The sequence below is a fragment of the Acinetobacter sp. CIP 102529 genome, assembly GCF_000368325.1.
GTDB lineage: Bacteria > Pseudomonadota > Gammaproteobacteria > Pseudomonadales > Moraxellaceae > Acinetobacter > Acinetobacter parvus.
Genome location: NZ_KB849355.1, coordinates 1,919,584 through 1,943,405, shown reverse-complemented (window position 1 = coordinate 1,943,405; position 23,822 = coordinate 1,919,584). Strand labels below are relative to the sequence as shown.

At 43.7% G+C, this 23,822-nt stretch carries 22 protein-coding genes and 2 pseudogenes; 10 read left to right on the top strand and 14 right to left on the bottom strand.

Annotation, left to right across the window (positions count from 1 at the left end; translation table 11 throughout):
• Positions 1–33 precede the first annotated feature (33 nt).
• Positions 34–630, bottom strand: coding sequence for a TetR/AcrR family transcriptional regulator (locus tag F972_RS14710; RefSeq protein WP_004674047.1), 597 nt, complete (start codon positions 628–630; stop codon positions 34–36).
• 85 nt (positions 631–715) lie between these two features.
• Between F972_RS14710 and F972_RS14705 the strand changes: the two genes are divergently transcribed.
• Positions 716–1,924 carry an oxygenase MpaB family protein gene (locus F972_RS14705; protein ID WP_004680025.1) on the top strand — a complete coding sequence of 403 codons (1,209 nt, stop codon included), beginning with the start codon at positions 716–718 and terminating at the stop codon, positions 1,922–1,924.
• A 53-nt stretch (positions 1,925–1,977) separates the two neighbouring features.
• On the opposite strand, the gene F972_RS14700 is transcribed toward F972_RS14705, so the two are convergent.
• Positions 1,978–3,693, bottom strand: a complete 1,716-nt coding sequence (locus tag F972_RS14700) for a cation acetate symporter (protein ID WP_010589285.1) — start codon at positions 3,691–3,693, stop codon at positions 1,978–1,980.
• 1 nt (position 3,694) lies between these two features.
• Positions 3,695–4,027, bottom strand: coding sequence for a DUF485 domain-containing protein (locus F972_RS14695; RefSeq protein WP_004680029.1), 333 nt, complete (start codon positions 4,025–4,027; stop codon positions 3,695–3,697).
• Between the two features lie 184 nt (positions 4,028–4,211).
• On the opposite strand from F972_RS14695, the gene F972_RS14690 reads away from it, so the two are divergent.
• Both F972_RS14690 and F972_RS14685 read left to right on the top strand, forming a co-directional pair.
• Positions 4,212–7,706 (top strand): hybrid sensor histidine kinase/response regulator, encoded by a 3,495-nt coding sequence (locus tag F972_RS14690; RefSeq protein ID WP_167539028.1) that lies wholly within the window; start codon positions 4,212–4,214, stop codon positions 7,704–7,706.
• A gap of 312 nt (positions 7,707–8,018) precedes the next feature.
• Complete coding sequence (locus F972_RS14685; protein ID WP_004680033.1) at positions 8,019–8,780, top strand: hypothetical protein; 762 nt, start codon at positions 8,019–8,021, stop codon at positions 8,778–8,780.
• A gap of 46 nt (positions 8,781–8,826) precedes the next feature.
• Here the strand turns inward: F972_RS14685 and F972_RS14680 are convergent, their stop codons facing one another.
• From F972_RS14680 to def, 3 genes are all read right to left on the bottom strand, one after another.
• The gene (locus F972_RS14680) at positions 8,827–10,938 is read right to left on the bottom strand and encodes a TonB-dependent receptor domain-containing protein (protein ID WP_004680034.1); all 2,112 of its coding nucleotides are present in this window, start codon (positions 10,936–10,938) and stop codon (positions 8,827–8,829) included.
• Positions 10,939–11,011: 73 nt separating this feature from the next.
• Positions 11,012–11,422 carry a DUF2946 family protein gene (locus F972_RS14675; protein ID WP_004680035.1) on the bottom strand — a complete coding sequence of 137 codons (411 nt, stop codon included), beginning with the start codon at positions 11,420–11,422 and terminating at the stop codon, positions 11,012–11,014.
• 50 nt (positions 11,423–11,472) lie between these two features.
• Positions 11,473–12,003 carry a peptide deformylase gene (gene def, locus F972_RS14670; RefSeq protein ID WP_004680037.1) on the bottom strand — a complete coding sequence of 177 codons (531 nt, stop codon included), beginning with the start codon at positions 12,001–12,003 and terminating at the stop codon, positions 11,473–11,475.
• A gap of 120 nt (positions 12,004–12,123) precedes the next feature.
• Between def and F972_RS14665 the strand changes: the two genes are divergently transcribed.
• Genes F972_RS14665 through F972_RS14655 form a run of 3 tightly spaced genes read left to right on the top strand, consistent with a single transcriptional unit; the run spans position 12,124 to position 15,034 of the window.
• Positions 12,124–13,275, top strand: a complete 1,152-nt coding sequence (locus F972_RS14665; RefSeq protein ID WP_004680040.1) for a LysM peptidoglycan-binding domain-containing protein — start codon at positions 12,124–12,126, stop codon at positions 13,273–13,275.
• A 13-nt stretch (positions 13,276–13,288) separates the two neighbouring features.
• Entirely contained in the window at positions 13,289–14,428 is a 1,140-nt protein-coding gene (dprA, locus tag F972_RS14660; RefSeq protein WP_004680041.1) for a DNA-processing protein DprA, read from the top strand.
• A gap of 36 nt (positions 14,429–14,464) precedes the next feature.
• Complete coding sequence (locus F972_RS14655; protein ID WP_004680043.1) at positions 14,465–15,034, top strand: L-threonylcarbamoyladenylate synthase type 1 TsaC; 570 nt, start codon at positions 14,465–14,467, stop codon at positions 15,032–15,034.
• A 411-nt stretch (positions 15,035–15,445) separates the two neighbouring features.
• On the opposite strand, the pseudogene F972_RS14650 reads toward F972_RS14655, so the two are convergent.
• Positions 15,446–15,685 (bottom strand): annotated as a pseudogene (locus F972_RS14650) (EamA family transporter); the annotation flags it as partial.
• On the opposite strand from F972_RS14650, the pseudogene F972_RS16625 reads away from it, so the two are divergent.
• The 4 genes and pseudogenes from F972_RS16625 to F972_RS14635 form a co-directional block, all read left to right on the top strand.
• Positions 15,684–15,772: pseudogene (locus F972_RS16625) on the top strand (AraC family transcriptional regulator); the annotation flags it as partial. The pseudogenes F972_RS14650 and F972_RS16625 sit on opposite strands and share 2 nt — an antisense overlap.
• A gap of 115 nt (positions 15,773–15,887) precedes the next feature.
• The gene (locus F972_RS14645; RefSeq protein WP_004674074.1) at positions 15,888–16,433 is read left to right on the top strand and encodes a glutathione peroxidase; all 546 of its coding nucleotides are present in this window, start codon (positions 15,888–15,890) and stop codon (positions 16,431–16,433) included.
• Positions 16,434–16,536: 103 nt separating this feature from the next.
• A complete protein-coding gene (locus F972_RS14640) occupies positions 16,537–17,232 on the top strand; it encodes a phospholipase D family protein (protein WP_004680047.1) in 696 nt (231 codons plus the stop codon).
• A 158-nt stretch (positions 17,233–17,390) separates the two neighbouring features.
• On the top strand, positions 17,391–17,990 hold the full coding sequence (locus tag F972_RS14635; protein WP_004680049.1) for a hypothetical protein: 600 nt from the start codon (positions 17,391–17,393) through the stop codon (positions 17,988–17,990).
• 79 nt (positions 17,991–18,069) lie between these two features.
• Here F972_RS14635 and F972_RS14630 read toward each other — a convergent pair whose 3' ends face one another.
• The 7 genes from F972_RS14630 to atpE form a co-directional block, all read right to left on the bottom strand.
• Complete coding sequence (locus F972_RS14630) at positions 18,070–18,489, bottom strand: F0F1 ATP synthase subunit epsilon (protein WP_004680052.1); 420 nt, start codon at positions 18,487–18,489, stop codon at positions 18,070–18,072.
• A 28-nt stretch (positions 18,490–18,517) separates the two neighbouring features.
• Complete coding sequence (gene atpD, locus F972_RS14625) at positions 18,518–19,912, bottom strand: F0F1 ATP synthase subunit beta (protein WP_004680053.1); 1,395 nt, start codon at positions 19,910–19,912, stop codon at positions 18,518–18,520.
• Between the two features lie 29 nt (positions 19,913–19,941).
• On the bottom strand, positions 19,942–20,811 hold the full coding sequence (atpG, locus tag F972_RS14620; protein WP_004674080.1) for a F0F1 ATP synthase subunit gamma: 870 nt from the start codon (positions 20,809–20,811) through the stop codon (positions 19,942–19,944).
• Between the two features lie 89 nt (positions 20,812–20,900).
• Positions 20,901–22,445, bottom strand: a complete 1,545-nt coding sequence (gene atpA, locus F972_RS14615; protein ID WP_004656522.1) for a F0F1 ATP synthase subunit alpha — start codon at positions 22,443–22,445, stop codon at positions 20,901–20,903.
• Positions 22,446–22,487: 42 nt separating this feature from the next.
• Positions 22,488–23,024 (bottom strand): F0F1 ATP synthase subunit delta, encoded by a 537-nt coding sequence (locus F972_RS14610; protein WP_004680055.1) that lies wholly within the window; start codon positions 23,022–23,024, stop codon positions 22,488–22,490.
• An 11-nt stretch (positions 23,025–23,035) separates the two neighbouring features.
• Positions 23,036–23,506, bottom strand: a complete 471-nt coding sequence (locus F972_RS14605; protein WP_004680057.1) for a F0F1 ATP synthase subunit B — start codon at positions 23,504–23,506, stop codon at positions 23,036–23,038.
• Positions 23,507–23,545: 39 nt separating this feature from the next.
• The gene (atpE, locus tag F972_RS14600) at positions 23,546–23,791 is read right to left on the bottom strand and encodes a F0F1 ATP synthase subunit C (protein ID WP_000424060.1); all 246 of its coding nucleotides are present in this window, start codon (positions 23,789–23,791) and stop codon (positions 23,546–23,548) included.
• Positions 23,792–23,822 lie beyond the last annotated feature (31 nt).

Here is a 23,822-nt window from a genome sequence, read left to right as displayed (position 1 = left end):
AGTCTTGTTATGGTTTTCATTATGTTTATAGCATCATACTGCATCCAGAAAGGAAATGATCATTTTAGAGAGTTCTTGTTGCAAACGCTGCTCTTCAATTAAAAAGGTGTTTTTACTGGCATACCGCATCATGGTAAACAGAGTGCTGTTAATGATCACGAATGATTTATGCTTGAGTGTTTCAAAGTCCCAGTGTGGATAGTAACGCCCAAACAGGTACATCCCAATTTCCAAAAAATGTCTTTCCAGCACCTGTGCCGCATCTGAGTCACTGTAGGCATGCCAGTTCTTTAAGATTTCAATAAAAAAGCCCTGATCAGACTTCAACGATTCAAAGCCAAAGGCAATGCTTAATGTGATGACGTCCTGAATACTGGTTTGCTGTTGCAGCATCACCAACTGTTTCAATGCCTGCCCCAGATCCTCACTTTTACGTAGCAGCAGTTCCGCCACAATCTGTTCTTTATTTTCAAAATATTGATAAATTGATCCGACACTTACTCCTGATTTTTCAGAGATTTTAGGTGTGGTGACATGCAACACGCCATATTCAGAAATGCATTTTTGTGTACCCTGTAAAATGCTTTCCACGATCATTTTGGCACGTTGCTGCTGGGGTCTTTTTCTCATGCTCAGCCTCAAGGGAAATGCGAATTGAATACGAATATTTATTCATATTAAGCTTTGATTAAATAACAATCAGGGGCTTTATGCAATGCAAAGCATCGTTAAACCTAAACGTCTGGCTTCTTTTGAAGACATGATTCAGTCGAATGTGAAATCCAAAATATTAAGCTATATGACTCGTCAGGAGGTCCAGCCAAGTTATGAGGACTATCTGGCATTGAATAACGCCCTGCAAAGTGGTGATGAGCCGATGGATCAGGTGTTGCGCTGGGTATTGCAAAACCCAAAACAGCACCGTAAGTATTTTGAAACGGCGCTGTATGAGGGTTTGGACAAGCTGCCGCATGAGATTCCTGAACTCACTGAGTTTTTTCAGCTCATTGAACAAAAACCCGTTTGGTACGATCAAGGCAAGATTGATGAAGCCCTGAAATTTACCTATCGTTTGGGTGTAAATAATGGCTTCATCCTGAGAGATGTTTCCCTCATGACAGGTTATCTGTATCCTGGCTTTAACCAGCCATTGGTATTGACAGGCGCATTAAAGAAACAGGCGGGCACCCGTCTGGCTGAAACCACCAAATGGTGGGTGGATATCACTGAACAAGGTGGTTTTGAACGCTTTAGCAAAGGTTTTACCTCAACCATTTTTGTACGTTTTATTCATTCGCTGGTGAGTCATCAACTGCAAAAATCTGAAAAATGGGATGCTGAGACCTGGGGTTTGCCCATCAACCAATATGATCAGGCCATGACCAATATTGCCTTTAGCGGTGTGGTATTGCTGGGTATTCGGGCTTTAGGTATTTTTCCGAGTAAACAAGAAGTTGATAGCTTTTTGCATTTTTGGAAATATGCGGGCTGGTTGATGGGCATTGAAGAAAAATGGTTAGTGAATAATGAAGCTGACGGCTGGAAAATGATTTACTGGATGCAGTTTGCACATCCTCAATCTGATGAGAGCAGTATTTCTCTGGGATCTAGTCTTTCCAAAGAACCCTTTGAACGGAAATATCGTTACCTACGCTCTTTTCAGCAAAAACTAGCCTACAAACAACACCTCGAAATTACCCAATTCTTTATTGGTCGTAAAAAAATGCAGAAATTGGGTTTGGCACCACAGTCAGCCTCATGGTTTGCCTATTATTTGATTGGTCGCAATCTAGCACTCTATACAGGCGCCAAACATATTCCAAAATTAAATCATTTCCTTGAACAGAAAGGACGGCATTTACAGAAAATTGGTCTGTCATTGTATCGCAATCAATCACAGCAACTGGCCAGTATGCATCAATAAACCATAAAAAAGCCCTCAATTGATGAGGGCTTTGATTTAGATATCGAATTTAATTAGTGATCTGATGCACCAGAGATACCAATACCTGTTTGCGAACGAACAAACTGAGCATCGAACGCTTTACGCTCTTTCTCTGCACGCGCAGTTTTATCTGTTACAGAGAAGAACCAACAGCAAAGGAATGATAATGGCATTGCAAATAATGCTGGACCATTGAATGGGTTTGGCGCAGTTTCAGAAATACCCAAAGTATCAACCCAAACTGCTTTTGACAAGATAATTAAACTTACCGCACCCACCAAGCCAACCACACCACCAATTACTGCACCACGAGTCGTTAAACCTTTCCAGAACATAGACAATACAAGTACTGGGAAGTTTGCACAACATGCAACTGAGAATGCCAAACCAACCATGAAAGCAACGTTTTGTTTTTCGAACAAAATCCCTAGGACCATGGCAAAGATTGCTAAACCTAAAGTCGCAATTTTTGACATACGTAATTCAGATTGAGGCGTAGTTTTACCTTTTTTGAATACGTTTGCATATAAGTCATGTGAAATCGCAGAAGCACCTGAAAGTGTTAAGCCAGCAACTACAGCAAGGATGGTTGCAAATGCAACTGCTGAAATGAAACCCATGAACAGGTCACCACCAACAGCATCACTGAGGTGAACTGCCGCCATATTATTACCACCAATCAACTCTAATTTTCCTGTCATAGCCGCTTTCGCAACATCAAGGAACTGAGGATTGTTTGCAACGAATAAGATCGCACCGAAACCAATAATGAACGTTAAAAGATAGAAATAACCAATAAAGCCTGTTGCAACAACAACTGATTTACGTGCTTCTTTCGCATCTTTTACTGTGAAGAAGCGCATTAAGATGTGCGGCAAACCTGCTGTACCAAACATCAAGGCAAGACCAAGAGAAAGTGCATCAATTGGATTCGCAGCAAGCTTGCCTGGCCCCATGATTTTTGCAGCTTCATCCAAGCTCATATTATGCGCTTGGCTGTATACACCAATCGCTTGGTTAAACATATTGCTAAAGCTAAAGCCCACAGCTTTCATCACCATGAATGCCATGAATGTTGCACCACTGAGTAGCATCACCGCTTTGATGATTTGAACCCAAGTTGTTGCCAACATACCACCAAACATCACGTATGCCATCATCAATAAACCGACAATCACAACCGCGATATTATAGTTCAAACCAAATAGTAGTTTGATTAACTGACCTGCACCCACCATTTGAGCAATCAAATAGAAAGCAACAACAACCAATGAACTCACTGCCGCTAAAGTACGCACTGGCTTTTCTTCAAGACGGAACGACACTACATCAGAAAGGTTATATTTTCCTAAGTTACGTAAGCGCTCAGCAACAAGGAATAGAACAATCGGCCAACCGACCATAAAACCAAGTGAATAAAGCAAGCCATCGAAGCCTGAACTAAACACCAATGCTGAAATACCCAAGAACGATGCTGCTGACATATAGTCACCCGCAATCGCTAAACCGTTTTGGAAACCACTGATTCCACCACCCGCAGTATAGAAATCTTGGGTAGATTGTGTTTGCTTAGCTGCCCATTTGGTAATGAAAAGCGTGAAACCAACAAAGATCATAAACATAATGATCGCATGCCAGTTGGTGGCTTGCTGCTCAGCTGCTCCTAAATCAGGACCAGCAAATGCAATACCTGAGCTACACAAGGTTGCAAGTGCGAAAATGATCGCTTTAATAGACGTCCCTTTCATCTCAGTGCATCCCTTTTTCATGTGTGATTGCCTCAACTTCCTTGAGTGCTTCTTCATTGAGTTGATCGAGTTTAGTATTGGCGATATATGAATACACACCACATAATAAAAATGACAACACGATGATGCCTAAACCGAGGGGCATGCCCCAGGTTGTAATGCCACCACTAAATGAACTTGCTAGAAACTCTTTGTTATAGCCAACCAAAAGCATAAAACCAACGTAGATAAACAGCATGATTGCTGTTAATGTCCAACTTAAAGTGCGTTTTCTGCTAACCATTTCTTGAAACTTTGGATTTTGTAGAATACGTTCTACCTGTGAGTCATCCATAATTAACTCCTTATTTTTGTGTCCAGCCGTGGACCCCATTTCGCATGGGATTTTTCATTATTCAAATTAGCAAGATTCCACTTGACTCGTAACTTAGACTTTGGTCTCTAAATGTAATCTTGTTTTAACGCACGTTCCGCGCTTCGCAGTATGATAAAAAATGGGACTTGATCACGTGAGCAATATGAACAGTTGGCTGATTATTGGGGTACTTGCCCTGTATATTGTGGTGCTATTCGGCTGCGCGTTTTTCGGAGAGAAACACGCCAGCCGCCTTAGCCCGCGCGGCCGCATGTTGCTGTTCAGCCTGACCCTGGGTGTGTACTGTTCATCATGGACGTTCTACGGTGCCACAGGCGCTGCGGTTCGTGAGGGGGTGATTTTCCTGCCGATCTATCTGGGTCCGCTGTTGTTTATCTGGTTCGGTTATGACATCTGGAGACGGCTAGGCCGTATTCGTCAGCACCACGCCATTTCCTCGATTGCCGACTTTGTCGCGGCCCGCTACGGAAAAAGTGGCAGTCTGGCTGCGCTGGTCACCATCCTTGCCGTGATTGCCATTGTGCCCTACCTTGCCCTGCAACTCCGTGCCATTGCGCTGAGTGCATCGGTGATTCTTGAGCAAAATGCCCACATCCATACCACCACCAACAGTGTGCTGGTGCTGACAGGCGTACTTGCGATTTTGGCGATGATCTTTGGCACACGTCATATTGCCCATACCGAACAGCATGGCGGTTTGATGCTGGCGGTTGCCTTTGAATCCTTTGTGAAATTATTCGCCCTCCTCTGTGTTGCAGGATTTTTCTTATTGCAATCGCCTGAAAATATTAAACAAGTCAGCAACGATGTCAGTCAACATTTTCATGACCTCCAGCAGCTTGGTGTACCTGAAACATTCTGGATTCAAACCCTGCTCGCCGCACTGGCAATGATTTGCCTGCCACGCCAGTTCCATGTGGCGGTGGTCGAGTTACGGGATGAAAAGCATATTCGTGGCGCACGGCGCTGGTTTGCAGCCTACCTGATCCTGACCATCATTGCGATTATTCCAATTGCCAGTTGGGCGCTACACTCGCTGCCTGAGTCACTGGGTACACCTGATATTGCGGTATTGGCCCTGCCGCTCAGCTACCAACAGGACTGGTTGACCCTGCTGGCATTTCTGGGCGGTTTCTCCGCCTCCACAGGTATGCTGCTGGTGGCATCCGTTGCCCTCTCGATCATGCTCAGCAATGACCTGATCATGCCCGCACTATGGCGCTTTAAGATTATTTCCCGACAAGACCAGCAACTTCCCCGAGTGCTGAAACTGACACGGCGCTTCAGTATTGTCAGCGTGATGTCATTGGGTTTTTTATTCTTCCATTTCTTCAATGACATTAACCAGCTCTCGGTTTTTGGTCTACTGGCGTTTAGTGCCGTCGCACAGTTCTCGCCAGCCCTGATTGGTGGTCTTTACTGGCGTGGCGCAAGCCGTCAGGGCGTGTATGCAGGCCTGTTGATCGGCTTTGCCATGTGGAGCTACACCTTGCTTTTCCCAACGGTGTTGCGCAGCCTGCCTGAGCATTATCAGGCTTTTGCCCAGCATTTGTTGCTGTTTGGCCCATTTGACATCAACGCCCTGCGTCCAGAAGCGCTGCTCGGCTTTAAGTCCTTTGCGCCTTTGACTCACGGGGTGCTGTGGTCTTTGGGGTTGAACGTGGTTTCATATATCTGGGTCTCGCGCCTGTATCGCCCAAGCGTTGCTGAACAGATTCAGGCTGAAAGCTTTTTTTACTATGAAAGCAAGCCTTTGCCATCCGCTCAGTCAAATACCGACCTGACCGACCTACACCAAAATGGGTCACGGCTTAAAGTGGGTGATCTGCTGGCTTTGGCAAAACGGATTACAGGGGACCGACTAACCATACAGGCGTTCCAGCAATTCTGTGAGCAAAACCATACCATCCTCAATGAAAACCATGTCGCCAATGGCATGTGGTGGCGTTTTACTGAACAGTATCTGGCGGGAATTATTGGCGCGGCCTCTGCCCGTACCTTACTCACTACTGCCATGATCAATAACGGACTGGCTTTGGGGCAGGTAGCGAATATTCTGGATCAGGCCTCCCAGTGGCAGCGTTTTAACCAAAACCTGTTGATGACCATGATTGACCACATGACACAGGGGGTCAGTGTGGTGGATAAAAATATGTGTCTGGTGGCATGGAACAACCAGTACCTGAAACTGTTTGATTATCCCAAAGATCTGGTTTATGTGGGATGCCCGATTGCTGATTTAATCCGTTATAACGCGGAACAGGGTGAATGTGGACCAGGTTCGGTTGAGGAGCATGTAAATAAACGGATTCACTGGATGAAAGTCGGCAGTGCGCATGAATTTGAACGGATTCGCAAGGATGGTCTGGTGATCCAGATGCGCGGCACCCCTATTGAGGGCGGCGGCTTTGTCACTACCTTTGCCGATATTACCGCGTTCCGTGAAAATGAGGCGGTGCTGGAAGAACGGGTCAATGACCGTACCCAGCAGCTTGCCAATGCCCTGACCGAACAGAAATTGGCACTGGAACAAGCCGACAAGGCCAACCAGTCGAAAAGTCGATTTTTGGCAGCGGCCAGCCACGACCTGCTGCAACCGATGCATGCAGCACGCCTGTTCAGCACCGCGCTGGAACAGAGTGTCAGCTCAACTGAAGATCAACAAACCTTACAGCAACTGGACCGTGCCCTGTATGGTGCGGAAAGCATGCTCTCTGCCCTACTGGACATCGCACGTCTGGAGGGCGGAACCATTCAGCCAAAACGTCAGGCCTATTCACTGCATGACCTGTTAAATGACCTCGAACTACAATTTAAGTCGATTGCCGCACAGCGCAATATCCAGTTCTCTGTTCACGACACCAGGTTCTGGGTGGATACCGACCCGCAATGGATGCGCCGCATTATACAGAACTTTGTCAGCAATGCTCTGCGCTATACCGCACAGGGTCGTGTGGTAGTGGGTGTACTGCGTTCAGCACAACGTCCAAAACATATTCGAATCGGTGTTTGGGATACAGGACCTGGCATCAATGAACAGCAACGCGTGAAACTGTTTCAGGAATTTGAGCGTTGCGGTCATACCTCGCCCTGGGGTGAGCAAGGTCTGGGATTAGGACTTGCAATCGTGCAGCGTATGACCAGCCTGCTGGATTTCCCAGTGCATGTCTATTCAGAATTAGGTAAAGGCTCTTGCTTTATGATCGAAGTACCGCTCGCCGAAGCACCAAAAATTGAAGCGACTACACCGCATGTGACCGCACTGCAACACACTGCTTATAAAGTGCTGTGTCTGGACAATGATGAAACCATTCTGCAAGGCATGCGGACCTTATTAAGTAAGTGGGGCTACCAGATTTTTACCGCGACTGAACCTGCGGAGGCGCTCAGGCTGATTGAACAGGAAGATATTCAGGTCTGGTTAATAGATCAGCATTTAAATCATGATCAACGCGGCTTAGATTTTATTGAACAATATCGCCCTGCACATATTCCTGTTGCCCTGATTACTGCAGATTCCGATCCAGAACTTCCTCAGTGCCTAAAGCGACAGAATATTGTTTTGCTGAGAAAACCACTGAAACCTGCTGGATTACGCGCATGGTTATCAGGCTTAAAAATCATGCCGATGGGCTAAATGGCAAAATATTTTGAAACATAGGCAAAAATTATCAAAAAAAGAGTACTAAAATGACAAAAAATTGACCAAAGTGCTCAAAAAATTATTGGCTATGGCAAAAACGTTCACTTACAATAGTGAACGTTTGTACACTTACTTACAATTAATTAAAATATTGTTTTTATTAATAAATATTCCCATAAAAACCACGTATACAACTTTAGCCGTATTCTACTTGCATCCATAAACAGGCAAAAATTGATCAACTTGATAGAAGCCATTTTTCATGCGTTTAGGTTTCTAGCAAAACTATCACAAAGGACATTGATCATGAATAGTAGTCACCTCACCTCTGAGCATACCTCACAACAATTTTACCGCCAATACAGTGCCAACGCCTTATTACCAGAGCTCAACTGGCAGAATATTTTTGTACAGAGCAACTTAAATGATACTCATCTAAAAGCATTGAATACACTTTATCAAGCAGCCGCCCCCCTTGCCCTCAATGTATTCCATGAGCTGAATTTTGATGTATTTGCACCAGCAGCTTATCAGCCACAGGGTCTAGGGCTATTTGAAAAGCTAGCGTTACAAGAACAAAAATTCTTGGATGTATTAGAAACAGAATCCGCTCATTTGGATCATGAAACTCGTCATCAAATGTGGAGTATGCTACTTCGTGGTGGTGCCGTGCTGGTCTTTAAAGCATGGTTAGCTCATGTCAAAGATGGCGAAAATCAACTGGATAAAAGTCAGTTCGATGAACTATCAGATTTATTATTTATTAACACTCGCCCAGAGCAATTAGCACAACGTTTAAACGTAGATGCCAATGCAGAACTGACACACATTTTTTTGATGCACGAAAATGATGTTTTTCTTGATCATTTTAATAGCCTTGAAACAGCAGCTTTATTTGTAGATTTAGGTGTTTATGATGCGGCATTTTTAAGCTTGCGCGATGATCGTGTGGCTGAATATCTCACAGCCAAAGGCTATGTCACTCAAGAACAAATTGATGATTTGCAATGTGCACTTAATCCGTTGTACTGCGATAGCTTAATGCCAAAACAAGACTGTTTGGCTTAACTTAAAAATAAAACAAGGTGGCAAACCCACCTTGTTTTTTTATAGCTTAGAATTTCATACTGATTCGAGTCCAATAGTTTCGACCAATATTGTTATATTGCGTATCAGCAGGATAAAAACCTGTTGCAGCACCACCTTTATTTAAGTGTTCGGCATATGTCTCATCAAGGATATTATCAATCCCGACCGATAACTCAACATTTTGAGTCAGTTTATAGGCACCATTTAAAGACAGCGTGTTAAAAGCCTTACTTTCACCCATGTCATAGCCAACTATATTTCCTTCGTTCTTGCTAATACGATCTTGTTTCGCAACAACACGCCATAACAGACCTAAAGAATAATTATCAGCGATATAACGCAAGTTCAAGCGTGCTTCCAAAGGTGCGATTTGCGGTAATGGCTTATTGTCCGTGGTATTTTCTCCCCACGCATACATTGCACTCAAATCGGTTTGGATTTGATCTGTAAATTTATAGCCTACACCTAATTCTGCGCCTGCAATCGTGGCATCTACATTACGAATTTTCGGGGTAAGCATCTCATTATCAGGATCATCATAGCTGATCAACATAAAGTCTTTAATCACACCAACATAAGCAGATGCCCAGCTATTATATTTCCCATGATCAAGTTGATAACCCAAATCAAGTTGGAGCGTTTTTTCATTGTCTAGATATTCCAAGTCATCCATCGTTCTGGTTGCACTCGGCATTGGCATATTGCCATGACCGCCATGACCGCCATGACCGCCATGACCATTCATGTCATCCATACCCATGTTTGTCGATGGTAATACTGTCCGATAAATTTCCCAGAAATCAGGCGTACGTTCTACATAACCTAAACCAATATAGCTTTTCAAATCATGTTGCGGCATGAGATTTTCTAGGCGAATAAAACCACTAGGTACAGTATTTTTACGCGATTTATTGCTCGCTAGATTTTCAATTTCCACATGGTCAATACGAGCGCCTGTAATCACTTTATTATTATCATTTACAGGAATGGTAGCTTCAGTAAATGCACCATAACTTTGAAAGCTGAGAGTCTCATCCATTGCTGGCGGCAACTGACCACGCATGTACATATTACCCGCTTGCTTATTATGCTGAGAATCAAGTCCTGAAACGAGACTGATTTTATCCCAATCTGTCGTGATCGCTGCTCTTGCATTAAGCGTACGGCGAGTGACGTCCATTGCCATAGGCATACCACCTACTGGCACATCTCTCAAACTGAAATTATCCATAATGTGATCATTAAAACTATAATCAACTTGTGCTTCGATTTTTTTAATCACCTCACTAATATTGCGTTGTTCTAGATGTAGTCCCAGACTTTCACGTTTAAATTGCGATCCATCAAGCGAACGTCCCGCGTAAGCCGACTCACCATCGCCTTTTCCACCCTGCAATTCAATCCACGTGTTTTCAGTTGGTGTCCATCCTAAGGCAAGATCAGCACCCCAACGCTCCCAATTTGAATGAACGTCCTTACCATCACCATCTTGATAGTCATTGGCGACAGAACGGTTCGCATTAATACGTGCATAAGCAGTGTCATTGCCAATCGCCGCATCTACATTATGATCTAATCGACCGTATGAGCCTGCAACCACACTCGCTTGACCTTTATAGTTTTGATTTTGATCGAATTTCACTGGATCTCTTTCAAATAAAACAGTTGCTGCCGAACCAGGTGTTGGATAGCGAACGGTTTGAGGTCCTTTAATCACGGTAATACGATCAAAACTCTCAGGTGAAATATATGAAGTTGGATTATCCATACGTGCTGGACAAGCACCCAGTTCCTCAGAACCATCATTCAATACTTTAATTCGTGAACCAAACATTCCTCTAAAACTGATATCACCATTGGTTCCCCCACTGCCTATACTGCTAAAACCAGGAATAGTTTTCAAATATGCAGCACCATCCGAAGCAGGAACAGGTTGAATCGGTTGTTTAGGGTCACTGTGTACAATCAAACCATTCGCATCATTTGCGAGCTGTGCAGTGACAACAATCGGTGCAAGTGTGACTTGAGCCATTTGAGTTTGTGACTGAGTTTCAGTATTTGCCCATAGCACCGCAGAATTTGAAGCAGCAAGAATCGCAACCGTCAGCGGTTGTAATAAAAATTTAGGTTGAGCCATGATTAGTCTCTCTTAAAACATAAGTAAAACGAGGCTAGAGTTTTAAAAACCCTAATGAAATTGACGTTTTAATTTATGCAAAGAGTGGCGGTGCTCGCCCTTGAGGTAATAAGAATAGCCGTTGCAGTGCAAAATAAATATGCTTAAATGCCTGTTGATACGCGACTAAACGGATTTGGATTCGGACTAAAACTTCTTTCACGCCGAATTCTGGTGGTAATACCAGATTGGCATAGACAGTACAGTACTGGCATTGATGGTTTGGATCGTGGTGGTCATGTTTCGACATCAAGCTTTGATGTTGTTCAAGCTGATGTGAATGATGATGCATATTGTGCGATACAGACTGCTGTTCAGCTTTTAATTTAGGCAACAATAACGCTTGGGTAATCGTTTCACAGACGGGTGCAATCTGATATTGCTTCGGCAGTAGAGGCTGCAAAAACACCGCAATCTGTAAACAGACTGCGGTAAATGCAAGCATTAAACCACTACGAAACAATAAGGGCACTTTTAATAACCGAAAAACATGTGTTAACGTTTAACCGCAACTTTTTCCTTATCGCGTTGACGTACAACTTTTTCAACTTTTTCACGTGCACGTTGACGTTTCAATGGCGATAAATAGTCTACAAACAGTTTTCCATTTAAGTGATCCATTTCATGTTGGATACAAACTGCGAGAAGTTCGTCAGCTTCTAATTCAAATGCTTGACCATCAAGGTTAATTGCTTCAATTTTTACACGTGACGGACGCGCAACTTTATCGTATATTTGAGGCACAGAGAGACAGCCTTCTTCGTAGGGCTGAGTCTCTTGAGTCAGTGGAGTGACTTTGGGGTTGATGAACACCATCGGTTGATTTTTCTCTTCAGAAAGGTCCATGACAATAAGCTGAATATGATGATCAACCTGAGTTGCCGCTAAACCTATACCCGGTGCCTCGTACATGGTTTCTAACATATCTGCTGCAAGCTGACGAATATCATCAGTGACTTCTTCGACTGGCTTGGCAATGGTACGAAGACGGGGATCAGGAAAACTTAAAATAGGTAATAAGGCCATACTGTTCCTCACTTATGCCATTGATCAAAAAACCAACTGAAGGGAATGCTTGATCAAAAAATTGTGTGTAAAGTCGTTATTATAGCGCAACTACACAGATAATTTTTAGGAATTATGATAATGAAAAAGGTTTTAAACGGCATACAATCATTTCATGCCTTGGGGTTAAAAAAACAACTAATTGCTGCTGCAATTTGTGCTGGATTGGGCATGACGGTAAACCTGACCCATGCAGCCAGTCCGAATGTCAGCCCACCGTCAGTGAAAGCAGGCGCACCGCATGTTTATGTGGTGAAAAAAGGCGATACCCTCTGGGACATTTCGGGCAAGTTTTTAAGCAAGCCGTGGCGCTGGCCTGAAATCTGGGCAAGCAACAAACATGTTAAAAACCCACACTGGATTTATCCAGGGGACAAACTACTACTTTGTAGTTTGAACGGTAAACCACTGATCGGTAAAGATGAAGGTGATGGTTGTGACGGTATCATTCGTCGTTACTCTGGCAATACTTCTACTTTACGTCCAAAGGTTCGCATTGAAGCTTTGAATAATAGCGTCCCGGTTATTCCATTAGCTCATATTCAACAATGGCTGGAACGCACCTCGGTACTTCCAGCCGATGCGATTGCCAATACACCGTATATTCTGGGCACCGCAGACAACCGCGTTCTTGCAGGCAAGGGCCAGAGCGTTTATGTCCGTGGTAAGGGTCTTGAAAATGGTCAACGCTATGGTGTGTTCCGTGAGGGCGAACCATATGTGGTGCTGGATGAGAAAGGCAAAAAACAGGTGCTTGGCATTGAGTTAACCCAAGTCGCTTCGGGTGTTGCCATTCGCAACGAAAATGACATCACTACGGTTGAACTGACCGACAGCTACAATGGTGAAGTCCGCCGTGGCGACCGCGTCATGGCTGAACAGGATGCCATGCTGCCTACCCTGTTCTACCCAACTGATGCAGGTCAGGTCAAAGATGGCGGCAAGATCATTCGTGTCATGGGTTCAATTGGAACTGCTGCGAAAAACGGCGTGGTGACCGTAGACCGTGGTACGGCTGACGGTATTGAGATCGGACAGGTTTTCAGCACCTATCAGGATGGTGAAACTGTTCGTGACCCTAAAACCAAGGAAGCCGTTAAACTTCCTGGACAATATGTGGGCAGTGTCATGATCTTTAAGAGTTTTGACCGTATCAGCTATGCATACGTGCTGGAAAGTGAACTGCCAATAAAGATTGGTTCAAACATCAAGCCACCTCGTCTTGATGACTAAGTCCTAAAGACCCATGTTGGATCAATTATCACCTCAGCACTACGCCACTGTTTTGGTGTGGTATTTGGTTCAACATTCGCTCTCCAGTTTTCCAAAAATTCTTCATCACTTTGGCAGTTGTGAACAGGCAACTCAACCCAACCGCTTTGCAGAATGGCAGCAACTTGGCCTACATGCCAGTCATTTAAAACGTTTGCAGGAATTCCAGACTGCGCAGGGGCAGCAACAATTTGCACAGACCGTTCAACTCATTCAAAAACACAGTGACTTCATCTTAACGCCTGACGATATCGGCTATCCAACCCAGCTATTGCCCTATTCAGACCACCCACCGATTTTATTTGGGCAGGGACAGGCATCGGCACTGTTACAACCCCAAATCGCTGTAGTGGGCAGCCGCAAGCCCAGCCCTCATGGACGGCAAATGGCCTATGACTTTGGCTATTATTTAAGTGAAAAAGGCTTTTATATCAGCAGTGGTCTGGCACATGGTATTGATGAGGCAGCACATCGTGGTGGACTGGCGCATCAGCGAACCATTGCAGTGATGGGCACAGGACTGGATACCATTTATCCTGCCCAGCATAAACAATTAGCCGAAGAAATTCGTCAATCGGGCGCAATTGTGACTGAGTTCTTGCCTGCCACCCTGCCTTTAGCCGCGTTTTTTCCACGGCGTAACCGTATTGTCAGCGGCTTGAGCCTTGGCGTGTTGGTGGTGGAGGCGGCATTAAAAAGCGGTTCCATCACCACGGCAAATGCAGCGGCAAATCAGGGCAAAATGGTCTTCGCCATTCCTGGACATATTTACAGCGAGCATCATCAAGGTTGCCATCAACTGATTCGGGAGGGTGCAACCCTGGTTGACCATCCTGAACAGATCATTGAAGATCTGGCTTTACCAACCCAATGGCAAGCCCAGCAACAACGTGTTGAAGAACCCAAAGAAACAGTACCTCCACCACCCAGCCTGCCTACGCACCTGATCGAACTCTACCAGATACTGGACTGGGTTGGACAAGACCTCGACCAACTTGCCCAGCGCTATTCAGCATCGATTGCTGACCTCACCGCCCAGTTAATGGAACTGGAATTGCTCGGTTTATGTATCCAGCAAGGTGGACGCTATTTACGTTGCCGCCCAATGCATTAAACTAGCAACATCTATCCCTTGATTCTCAGTTTTCGCATGATCACATCCTCCATTTCTGAAGCGGCACAACTATTAAAACAGGGTGAAGTGCTTGCCTATCCCACTGAAGCCGTCTGGGGGTTGGGCTGTGATCCATTCAATGAACAGGCGTTTCAGCACATTTTGGAACTGAAACATCGTCCAATGGAAAAAGGGGTGATTTTACTGGCTGGGCACCTTGATCAGGTTGAACACTTACTACAAAGCTTAACAGCCGATATTCGCCAGCAAGTCATTGCAAGCTGGTCCGACCGTTTGCCGACAGAGCGTGCCACCACCTGGCTACTCCCTGCCGATCAGCACATTCCAGACTGGATTAAGGGACAGCATCCCCTTGTCGCGGTACGTGTGACCACCCATCCCCTGTGTGTTGGGCTGTGCAACAGCTTTGGTGGCTTTATTGTTTCAACCAGTGCCAATCCTGCGGGTTTAACACCTGCACATAGCCTGCAACAGGCACAGGATTACTTTGCCTCATCGCTGCATTACCTAAAGGGTGATCTGGGACTGAGCCAGCAACCGAGCCGAATCTTAAATGCACTTACAGGTGAAGTGATTCGTGCTTAGTACATTAATCATATAATTCGGTGAAGAGCAGACAAAAAAAAGCTCAGTTATATAGGGATAACTGAGCATAAAAAGGATGTGGATAATCACATCCAGAGGGTTCACAAATTTGGTAAGCAACTTCTTCATTCTCATAACGAATCAGCCTGCTGCGGGCGGTATTATAGAACAATTGTTCAACTTATACAAATATATTATTTCTCTAACAAAAAATGTGAAAAACGTACCATTTTTGTCACTTTCATTATTTTAATAAAATTATATTTCTATTTTTATTCAGCTTTTTTTAGATGACAAATTTAGTCACACTTTAAAATATATTTGTAAATCATATAGAAAGAATGCTCATTAGATAAATTTTTTGGTGTGTTTGTTTTTATTTTCAACAAACACACCTTTATCGAACCTGAATTAGGCTGATTTCACCCGTGTGGCTGGTGCTTTCACCGTTTTCTTCTGTGCCATCACAATACCCACCAGAATCATCACACCACCAATGCTATGGTGGATCGTCCATTGTTCAGACAACCAGAGGCTGGCAATAATTGCGGTAAACACAGGCATCAGGTTGATAAAAATACTGGTACGGTTTGGGCCAATCGCCTGTACTGCCAACATCCATAATAATGGTGCGATCAACGATGGAAAGATAGACTACCACCACAGTTCCAGCTTTATAGAGTTCTTTAAACGCTATACAGGCCAGACCCCATCCAGCTTAAAAACGCCTCCATTTAAAGAACGCCCTGTTTTCATGGATTATTTGTATGGATTCATCTCAACAGCATTGCACTCTGGCTGAATAGCAGTTAAAACAAACAGGTCTTGCACAACAACAGATTAGGATAATCACATGAGCCAATCGGTTTACCACATTCCAGTTAAGGACATTAAGGGTCAGGATGTTGACCTTGATCAATATCAGGGTAAAGTCCTATTGATCGTCAACGTTGCGTCAAAATGTGGTTTGACACCACAATATGAGGGTTTGGAAAAACTTTATCAGGCCAAAAAAGATCAGGGGCTGGAAATTTTAGGTTTCCCTGCCAATAACTTCTTAGAGCAAGAGCCAGGCACAAACGATGAGATTGAACAATTCTGCTCTCTCAACTATGACGTGCATTTCCCACTTTTCGCCAAAATCTCTGTTGCAGGTGATGATAAGCACCCACTTTACCAGACACTGACTCAGGCGATTCCTGAACGTACGGGTGAGGGTCCTTGGTGGAAAGACCTTGTTGACTATGGTTTAACCCCAAACAATCCGCCTGAAGTGTTGTGGAACTTTGAAAAATTCCTCATCAATAAAAATGGCGAGATCGTTGCACGTTTTGCACCAGACATCACAGCCGATGACGAACGTATTGTCAGTGCGATTGAAGCTGAGCTAGCCAAATAATTCTTATATATTTAAAGAAAAGAATAGTTTACCTCTTCTTTTCTTTTGAATAACTATTATAATTTTACTTTAATTTATATATATAAAATAAAGATGGAATTTTATGGCAAAGTTTCTTAATACCAGCGCAACTAATTTTTATTTAGAGGAACTGATCAAGAATGCTAAAGAAAGATTGATTTTAATTAGTCCTTTCTTAAAACTGAATGATCGTATCAAAGAACTTTTAGAAGACAAAAATCGTTTAAAAATAGATATTCGTATCATTTATGGAAAAAGTGATTTGCATCCTGATGAAATTAAATGGATGCAAAAACTCGATTATGTACGAGTCAGCTTCTGCAAAAATCTACATGCCAAGTGTTATATAAACGAATCAACTTGCATTATCTCTAGTCTAAATCTTTATGAATTTAGCCAAGTCAACAATAATGAAATGGGTATCCTGATAGAAAAAGATCAAGATGCAACCGTATTTAAAGACGCCTACGAAGAAGCTCAACGCATTATTCGGATCAGCGATGAAGTTCGTATTTCTCTTGATGAAGTTAAAGAGTTCGAGACTGTTCAAGACAATAATGAACAAGAGGATTTCAGCAAATTAACCACCTCTAAACTTGCGGCAAAACATAAGCTCAAAACCAATGAGCTTCTTGAACAATTTGTCCAAAAAGGTTTTTTAGTAGTTAATGATAAAGGTAAACACCAATTAACCGAGCAAGGCAAAAATATTGGAGGAGAATTCAAGTTCAATAGCTATGGTGGCTACTTCCTTTGGCTTGGAGATATGAATATCTGAACAACATCATTTACCTAAATCATCAAAAGATTTTGGGCTATAATCTTAGTAGCCCCTCTTCTTTACATAAGCAATCTTAATGAATTACAAAAATCACTTTTTTATTCATATTTTTTCATTATAGTGACGTTATTCACATATTTTGGTGCAGTTCAGCCATGATGGAAAACCAGTCGATCAAAGCCATCCTTTCAGCCATGACACTTGTTGCTGCATTTACACTGACAGGCTGTGATCAAGTTCCCCATGACAATGAGCAGGTGGAACAAGAGTCTGAATTTGAACAGCCTGCTACAACAGCGAATCAGGATAACAGCATCGAAATGATCAAGGCACAGGACACCCAAAACCTGAGTCATGGCGATATGCTCAACATCGCACGCGATATTGCAAAGTTGCAGCTTGAGACCGATGATTATGTGACCTTGTTAAAACAGTCACAAAGCAGCCTTGAACAGGCAATTCAGGATCAAAATGTTCAGCAACTGCAAAATATCACAGGTGAACTTAAGCAGGAATTACACGGACTACATGACATTTTACTTTCACTAAACCTGAAAAGTAATGAGGTTGACCAGATTCGCCAGAGTCTACTTACAGCCAACCAGCAGCTTCTGAGCATGCCCTTGCTACATGGTCAACTGGACATTGCCCAGCTAGATTTTGCAAAAATTGAAAAGCAGTTCAACACCATTCAAATGGATATGGTCAAACTGGCAACCTTAGTACTCGGCAATAAAGATGATTCAAACGCTTAAACTATATTTATTTTAATTTTCGATGCAGCATAAAAAAAGCCACCTTTCGGTGGCTTTCTCAATCTGAAATCAGCACTGATTAGAGCGCGCGATTCTTGATTTTGCGGATGGTTTCAAGCTGAGCCGCCGTTTCTGCAAGCGCAGCAAGAGCAGCAGCCGAGTCCAAATCACTCTTTTGATTGGCTAGCAATTGTTCAGCTTGTTTACGAGCTTCCATAATTGCAGCTTCATCCAAGTTGTCTGCACGGATTGCACTATCTGCAAGTACCGTAACAACATGAGGTTGAACTTCTAACACACCGCCAGATACGTAAACAATTTCTTCCGTACCATTTTCCAACTGAACACGAATCGGTCCAGGTTGGAGTAAAGTTACAAGTGGTGCATGTCCAGGTAAAATACCTAACTCACCACCCGCACCTTTTGCGATTAACATCGTAACTTGTCCAGAGTAAATCGACTCTTTAACACTTACAACATCGCATTGCATAATCGCCATGAGAATCTCCTTAAATTAGAGTTGCTAATTAAAGTTTCTCGGCTTTAGCAATCACTTCGTCAATACCACCAACCATATAGAACGCTTGTTCTGGAATGTGATCGTATTCACCAGCTAATAGACCTTTAAAGCCACGAATCGTTTCTTTAAGTGGTACTAATTTACCAGGAGCACCAGTAAACACTTCAGCTACGTGGAATGGTTGAGAGAAGAAACGTTGGATTTTACGCGCACGGTAAACAACCAATTTATCTTCTTCTGCTAACTCGTCCATACCCAAGATTGCGATGATGTCTTTAAGCTCTTTATAACGTTGCAATACGTTCTGTACAGAACGTGCAATTTCATAATGCTCTTGACCAACAACCAATGGGTCTAACTGACGTGAAGTTGAGTCAAGTGGATCGATCGCTGGGTAAATACCAGAAGATGCGATATCACGGCTCAATACTACTGTTGCATCTAAGTGAGCAAACGTTGTTGCAGGTGATGGGTCAGTCAAGTCATCCGCAGGTACGTATACAGCTTGGATCGATGTGATCGAACCAGACTTAGTAGACGTAATACGCTCTTGAAGAACACCCATTTCTTCTGCAAGTGTCGGTTGGTAACCTACCGCAGATGGCATACGACCTAACAATGCTGATACTTCAGTACCTGCAAGTGTATAACGGTAGATGTTGTCGACGAATAATAATACGTCACGACCTTTACCATTTTCGTCTTTTTCATCACGGAAGTATTCAGCCATCGTCAAACCAGTTAACGCTACGCGTAAACGGTTACCTGGTGGCTCGTTCATCTGACCGTAGACCATTGCTACTTTGTCAAGAACGTTAGAATCTTTCATTTCGTGATAGAAGTCGTTACCTTCACGAGTACGCTCACCAACACCAGCAAACACAGATAAACCTGAGTGTGCTTTCGCGATGTTGTTGATCAACTCCATCATGTTAACGGTTTTACCAACACCCGCACCACCGAATAAACCAACTTTACCACCTTTTGCGAACGGGCAAAGCAAGTCGATGACTTTAATACCTGTTTCTAAAAGATCAGTAGAAGCTGCTTGTTCAGCATAAGAAGGCGCTTGACGGTGAATTGGCAAACGCGCTTCAGTCGCTACAGGACCTGCTTCATCAATAGGGCGACCTAAAACGTCCATGATACGACCAAGCGTAGCTGGTCCAACTGGAACAGAAATCGGTGCATTTGTACTGGTTACATTAAGACCACGTTTAAGACCTTCTGTAGAACCCATTGCGATGGTACGAACAACACCATCGCCAAGCTGTTGCTGAACTTCTAGTGTAGTTTCAGTACCGTCAACTTGGAGAGCGTCATAGATCTTAGGAACGCTATTGCGCTCAAACTCGACGTCGATAACCGCGCCGATGATCTGAATGATACGACCGCTACTCATTGCTGTCTCCTCAATTCAAACTAATAATGTTAAACGGCAGCGGCACCGCCAACGATCTCGGAAATTTCCTGAGTAATCGCGGCTTGACGCAGCTTGTTGTAAATGAGCTGTAGGTCTTTAATCAATTGTCCTGCGTTGTCTGTCGCCGCTTTCATCGCGACCATACGAGCTGACTGCTCACATGCAACGTTTTCAATCACACCTTGATAAACCATAGACTCGATATAGCGAACCAACAAACCATTCAACAATACTTCTGCTTCTGGTTCGTAGATATAGTCCCAACCATAAGTACGGTTGAGATCATCGCCTGCTTGCGCTGGTGCTAAAGGAACAAGTTGTTCTACTTTAGGCTGTTGAGTCATTGCATTGACGAAACCATTTGAAACGAGGTAGATACGATCTAATTCGCCTTTATCAAATGCATCAAGCATAACTTGTACAGAGCCAGTTAACTGCTCCAAACTCGGCGCGTCGCCAAGTTGGGTCGTTGCACCAAGCACTTTACCGCCGTAATTCTTAAAAAACGAAACCGCTTTTTGACCAATCAAAGCAAATTCAACTTCAATTGACTGCTGTTGTTGTGCTTTGACATGCTGCACAACTTTCTTGAACAAGTTAATGTTCAAGCCACCCGCCAAGCCACGATCTGAAGACACTACGATATAGCCAACACGCTTAACTGGGCGGTCAACCATATAACGGTGTTTGTATTCAGGGTTTGCTTGAACTAAGTGAGCAATTACACGGCGCATATTATCGGCATACGGACGGCCTTGAGCCATGCGCTCTTGCGCACGACGCATTTTAGAAGCAGCTACCATTTGCATCGCGCGAGTAATCTTTTGCGTGCTCTTGATACTAGCTACTTTGGCGCGAATTTCTTTTAAATTTGCCATACGCTTAACCTAGTATTCGAAAGCCCTTTCGAGCTTCCGAAGGTTGATCCGTGAACCAAACTTAACTAAAGTTTTAGCTATTGCTAAAATTAGTAAGTTTGAGTCGCTTTGAAGCTCTCAATACCTGCTTTGAATGCTGCTTCGATGTCTTTGTTGTAATCACCAGTTTCATCGATCTGTTGCATTAACGCAGCATGTTCAGAACGGAAGTAAGAGATTAACGCAGCATCAAAGTCTACGATTTTCTTCACTTCTACGTCAGCCATGTAGCCTTCGTTAGATGCATATACAGAAACAGCTTGGTCAGCAATTGAGTATGGAGCATATTGTTTTTGCTTCATTAACTCAGTTACACGTTGACCATGCTCAAGTTGCTTACGCGTTGCTTCATCAAGATCAGAAGCAAACTGAGCAAACGCAGCCAATTCACGGTATTGTGCTAAAGCAGTACGGATACCACCAGACAATTTTTTGATGATCTTAGTTTGAGCAGAACCACCAACACGCGATACAGAGATACCCGCGTTCACTGCAGGACGAATACCTGCGTTGAATAATGATGTTTCTAAGAAGATCTGACCGTCAGTAATCGAAATTACGTTGGTTGGTACGAATGCAGATACGTCACCCGCTTGAGTTTCAATGATCGGCAACGCAGTTAAAGAACCAGTTTGGCCAGTTACTGCACCGTTCGTGAACTTCTCAACATAGTCAGCTGAAACGCGCGAAGCACGCTCAAGAAGACGTGAGTGAAGATAGAATACGTCACCTGGATACGCTTCACGACCTGGTGGACGACGTAATAACAATGAAATTTGACGGTAAGCAACAGCTTGCTTAGACAAATCATCATAAATAATTAACGCATCTTCACCGCGGTCACGGAAGTATTCACCCATTGTACAACCTGAGTACGGAGCTAAATACTGCATAGCTGCAGGATCAGCTGCCGCAGCTGCGACAACAGTTGTATACGCCATAGCACCAGTTTCTTCTAGCTTACGTACCACGTTTGCAATTGTTGATTGTTTTTGACCAATCGCAACATATACACATTTAATGCCAGAGTTTTTCTGAGCGATGATCGCATCGATCGCCATTGCTGTTTTACCAGTTTGGCGGTCACCAATGATCAACTCACGTTGACCACGACCTACAGGGATCATGGTATCAACTGACTTATAACCAGTTTGAACGGGTTCGTCCACTGATTGACGCCAAATTACACCTGGTGCCACTTTTTCAACAGCATCAGTTAATTTTGCATCAATTGGGCCTTTGCCATCAATTGGGTTACCTAAAGCATCTACGACACGGCCAAGAAGTTCAGGACCAACTGGAACTTCTAATACGCGACCAGTACAGCGAGCTTTTTGACCTTCTTGCAGGCTTAGGTAGTTACCTAAAACAACGGCACCCACTGAATCCTGTTCTAGGTTCAGTGCCATACCAAATAAGCCGCCGTCGAATTCGATCATTTCACCGTACATTGCATCCGCAAGACCGTGAATACGCACGATACCGTCAGATACCATGACGATGGTACCTTCGTTCTTCGCGGTCGCGCTGGTGTCCAGATCGCCGATACGCTGTTTAATGAGCGCACTGATCTCGGATGGATTCAGTTGTTGCATTGCGCTATTCCTCAATCTTTTTTAAGTTCAGTCTTTTTGCTGTTAGGCAAGAAGACGAGTCCGCATTTTTTCAAGCTTGTTAAGCGCAGAGTCATCTATCACTTGGTCGCCTGCACGAATCACAACCCCTGCGATTAACGCTGGATTAACGTTAACAGTCACATGTACAGTTCTGTTAAAACGTTTTTCAAGCGCATGAGCTAAAATATGCTCTTGTCTCGCATCCATTGGAAAAGCAGATTCAATTTCTACTTCCAATGAGTTGTTATTCTGCGATTTAAGTTGTTCGTATTCTGTTGCAATTTCAGGCAATAAGATAATACGATCATTTTCAGCAAGCAGTGTCAGAAAATTAGACAGCGCTGCTGATTGATCTTCACCTAAAACTTTTGTAAACAGACCAACTTGCTCCGCAGGAGTCAATTCAGGACGATTTAAATAAGCGGAAAATGCTTCATCTTGCACCGCAGCACTGAGCAATTGTAATGCATTTGACCAAGTGTCAGTTGCATTCTGCTCAGATGCATAAGCAAACGCTGCTTTAGCGTATGGGCGTGCCAACGTCAAGAGTTCAGCCATATTTCCCTCGCTTAAAGTTTAGCAGCCAGCTGATTCAGCATGGCATTATGAGCTTCTGCGTCAACTTGTTGGTTCAGAATTTTTTCTGCACCAGCAACTGCCAAGGCAGCAACTTGTTGACGTAATTCTTCGCGAGCAGCATTGATGTCTTGATCAACAGTTTCTTTCGCCTGTTGACGAATACGCTCACCTTCAGCAGATGCTTGGGTACGCGCTTCTTCGACCAATTGCGCTGCACGACGGTTCGCTTGTTCGATCAATTGAGCCGCTTGTGCTTTTGCTGCGTCTAATTCTGCCTTAACTTGTGCTTGCGCATCAGCAAGGTCAGCTTTTGCTTTTTCAGCAGCATTTAAGCCATCAGCGATTTTACGCTGACGCTCACTAATCGCATTGATTAGTGGTGGCCAAACAAACTTCATGCAGAATGCGACAAAGAACGCAAATGCAATCGCTTGACCAATCAATGTGAGGTTGATATTCATTTCGCTATTCCTCAATATGTGGATTTAGGAATTAAGCTATTAACCTACAAATGGATTAGCGAAGATGAAGAACAAGCCAATACCAACACCGATCATAGGCACAGCATCAAGAAGACCCGCAATTAAGAACATACGAGTTTGAAGTTGTGGAGCCAATTCTGGTTGACGAGCAACAGCTTCTAAGAAGCGGCCACCTAAAAGACCAAAACCAATCGCAGTACCTAAAGCACCGAAAGCGATCAAGATAGCAGATGCAATTGCAACTAGACCTAAAGTGAGTTCCATGAAAAATTCCTCAGAGGTTAGGTTATTACCA

Bases quoted from the DNA above. Each gene is read 5' to 3' on its own strand.
- F972_RS14710 (WP_004674047.1), bottom strand. From the start codon at position 630: ATGAGAAAAAGACCCCAGCAGCAACGTGCCAAAATGATCGTGGAAAGC.
- F972_RS14705 (WP_004680025.1), top strand. From the start codon at position 716: ATGCAAAGCATCGTTAAACCTAAACGTCTGGCTTCTTTTGAAGACATG.
- F972_RS14700 (WP_010589285.1), bottom strand. From the start codon at position 3,693: ATGAAAGGGACGTCTATTAAAGCGATCATTTTCGCACTTGCAACCTTG.
- F972_RS14695 (WP_004680029.1), bottom strand. From the start codon at position 4,027: ATGGATGACTCACAGGTAGAACGTATTCTACAAAATCCAAAGTTTCAA.
- F972_RS14690 (WP_167539028.1), top strand. From the start codon at position 4,212: ATGAACAGTTGGCTGATTATTGGGGTACTTGCCCTGTATATTGTGGTG.
- F972_RS14685 (WP_004680033.1), top strand. From the start codon at position 8,019: ATGAATAGTAGTCACCTCACCTCTGAGCATACCTCACAACAATTTTAC.
- F972_RS14680 (WP_004680034.1), bottom strand. From the start codon at position 10,938: ATGGCTCAACCTAAATTTTTATTACAACCGCTGACGGTTGCGATTCTT.
- F972_RS14675 (WP_004680035.1), bottom strand. From the start codon at position 11,422: ATGCTTGCATTTACCGCAGTCTGTTTACAGATTGCGGTGTTTTTGCAG.
- def (WP_004680037.1), bottom strand. From the start codon at position 12,003: ATGGCCTTATTACCTATTTTAAGTTTTCCTGATCCCCGTCTTCGTACC.
- F972_RS14665 (WP_004680040.1), top strand. From the start codon at position 12,124: ATGAAAAAGGTTTTAAACGGCATACAATCATTTCATGCCTTGGGGTTA.
- dprA (WP_004680041.1), top strand. From the start codon at position 13,289: ATGTTGGATCAATTATCACCTCAGCACTACGCCACTGTTTTGGTGTGG.
- F972_RS14655 (WP_004680043.1), top strand. From the start codon at position 14,465: ATGATCACATCCTCCATTTCTGAAGCGGCACAACTATTAAAACAGGGT.
- F972_RS14645 (WP_004674074.1), top strand. From the start codon at position 15,888: ATGAGCCAATCGGTTTACCACATTCCAGTTAAGGACATTAAGGGTCAG.
- F972_RS14640 (WP_004680047.1), top strand. From the start codon at position 16,537: ATGGCAAAGTTTCTTAATACCAGCGCAACTAATTTTTATTTAGAGGAA.
- F972_RS14635 (WP_004680049.1), top strand. From the start codon at position 17,391: ATGATGGAAAACCAGTCGATCAAAGCCATCCTTTCAGCCATGACACTT.
- F972_RS14630 (WP_004680052.1), bottom strand. From the start codon at position 18,489: ATGGCGATTATGCAATGCGATGTTGTAAGTGTTAAAGAGTCGATTTAC.
- atpD (WP_004680053.1), bottom strand. From the start codon at position 19,912: ATGAGTAGCGGTCGTATCATTCAGATCATCGGCGCGGTTATCGACGTC.
- atpG (WP_004674080.1), bottom strand. From the start codon at position 20,811: ATGGCAAATTTAAAAGAAATTCGCGCCAAAGTAGCTAGTATCAAGAGC.
- atpA (WP_004656522.1), bottom strand. From the start codon at position 22,445: ATGCAACAACTGAATCCATCCGAGATCAGTGCGCTCATTAAACAGCGT.
- F972_RS14610 (WP_004680055.1), bottom strand. From the start codon at position 23,024: ATGGCTGAACTCTTGACGTTGGCACGCCCATACGCTAAAGCAGCGTTT.
- F972_RS14605 (WP_004680057.1), bottom strand. From the start codon at position 23,506: ATGAATATCAACCTCACATTGATTGGTCAAGCGATTGCATTTGCGTTC.
- atpE (WP_000424060.1), bottom strand. From the start codon at position 23,791: ATGGAACTCACTTTAGGTCTAGTTGCAATTGCATCTGCTATCTTGATC.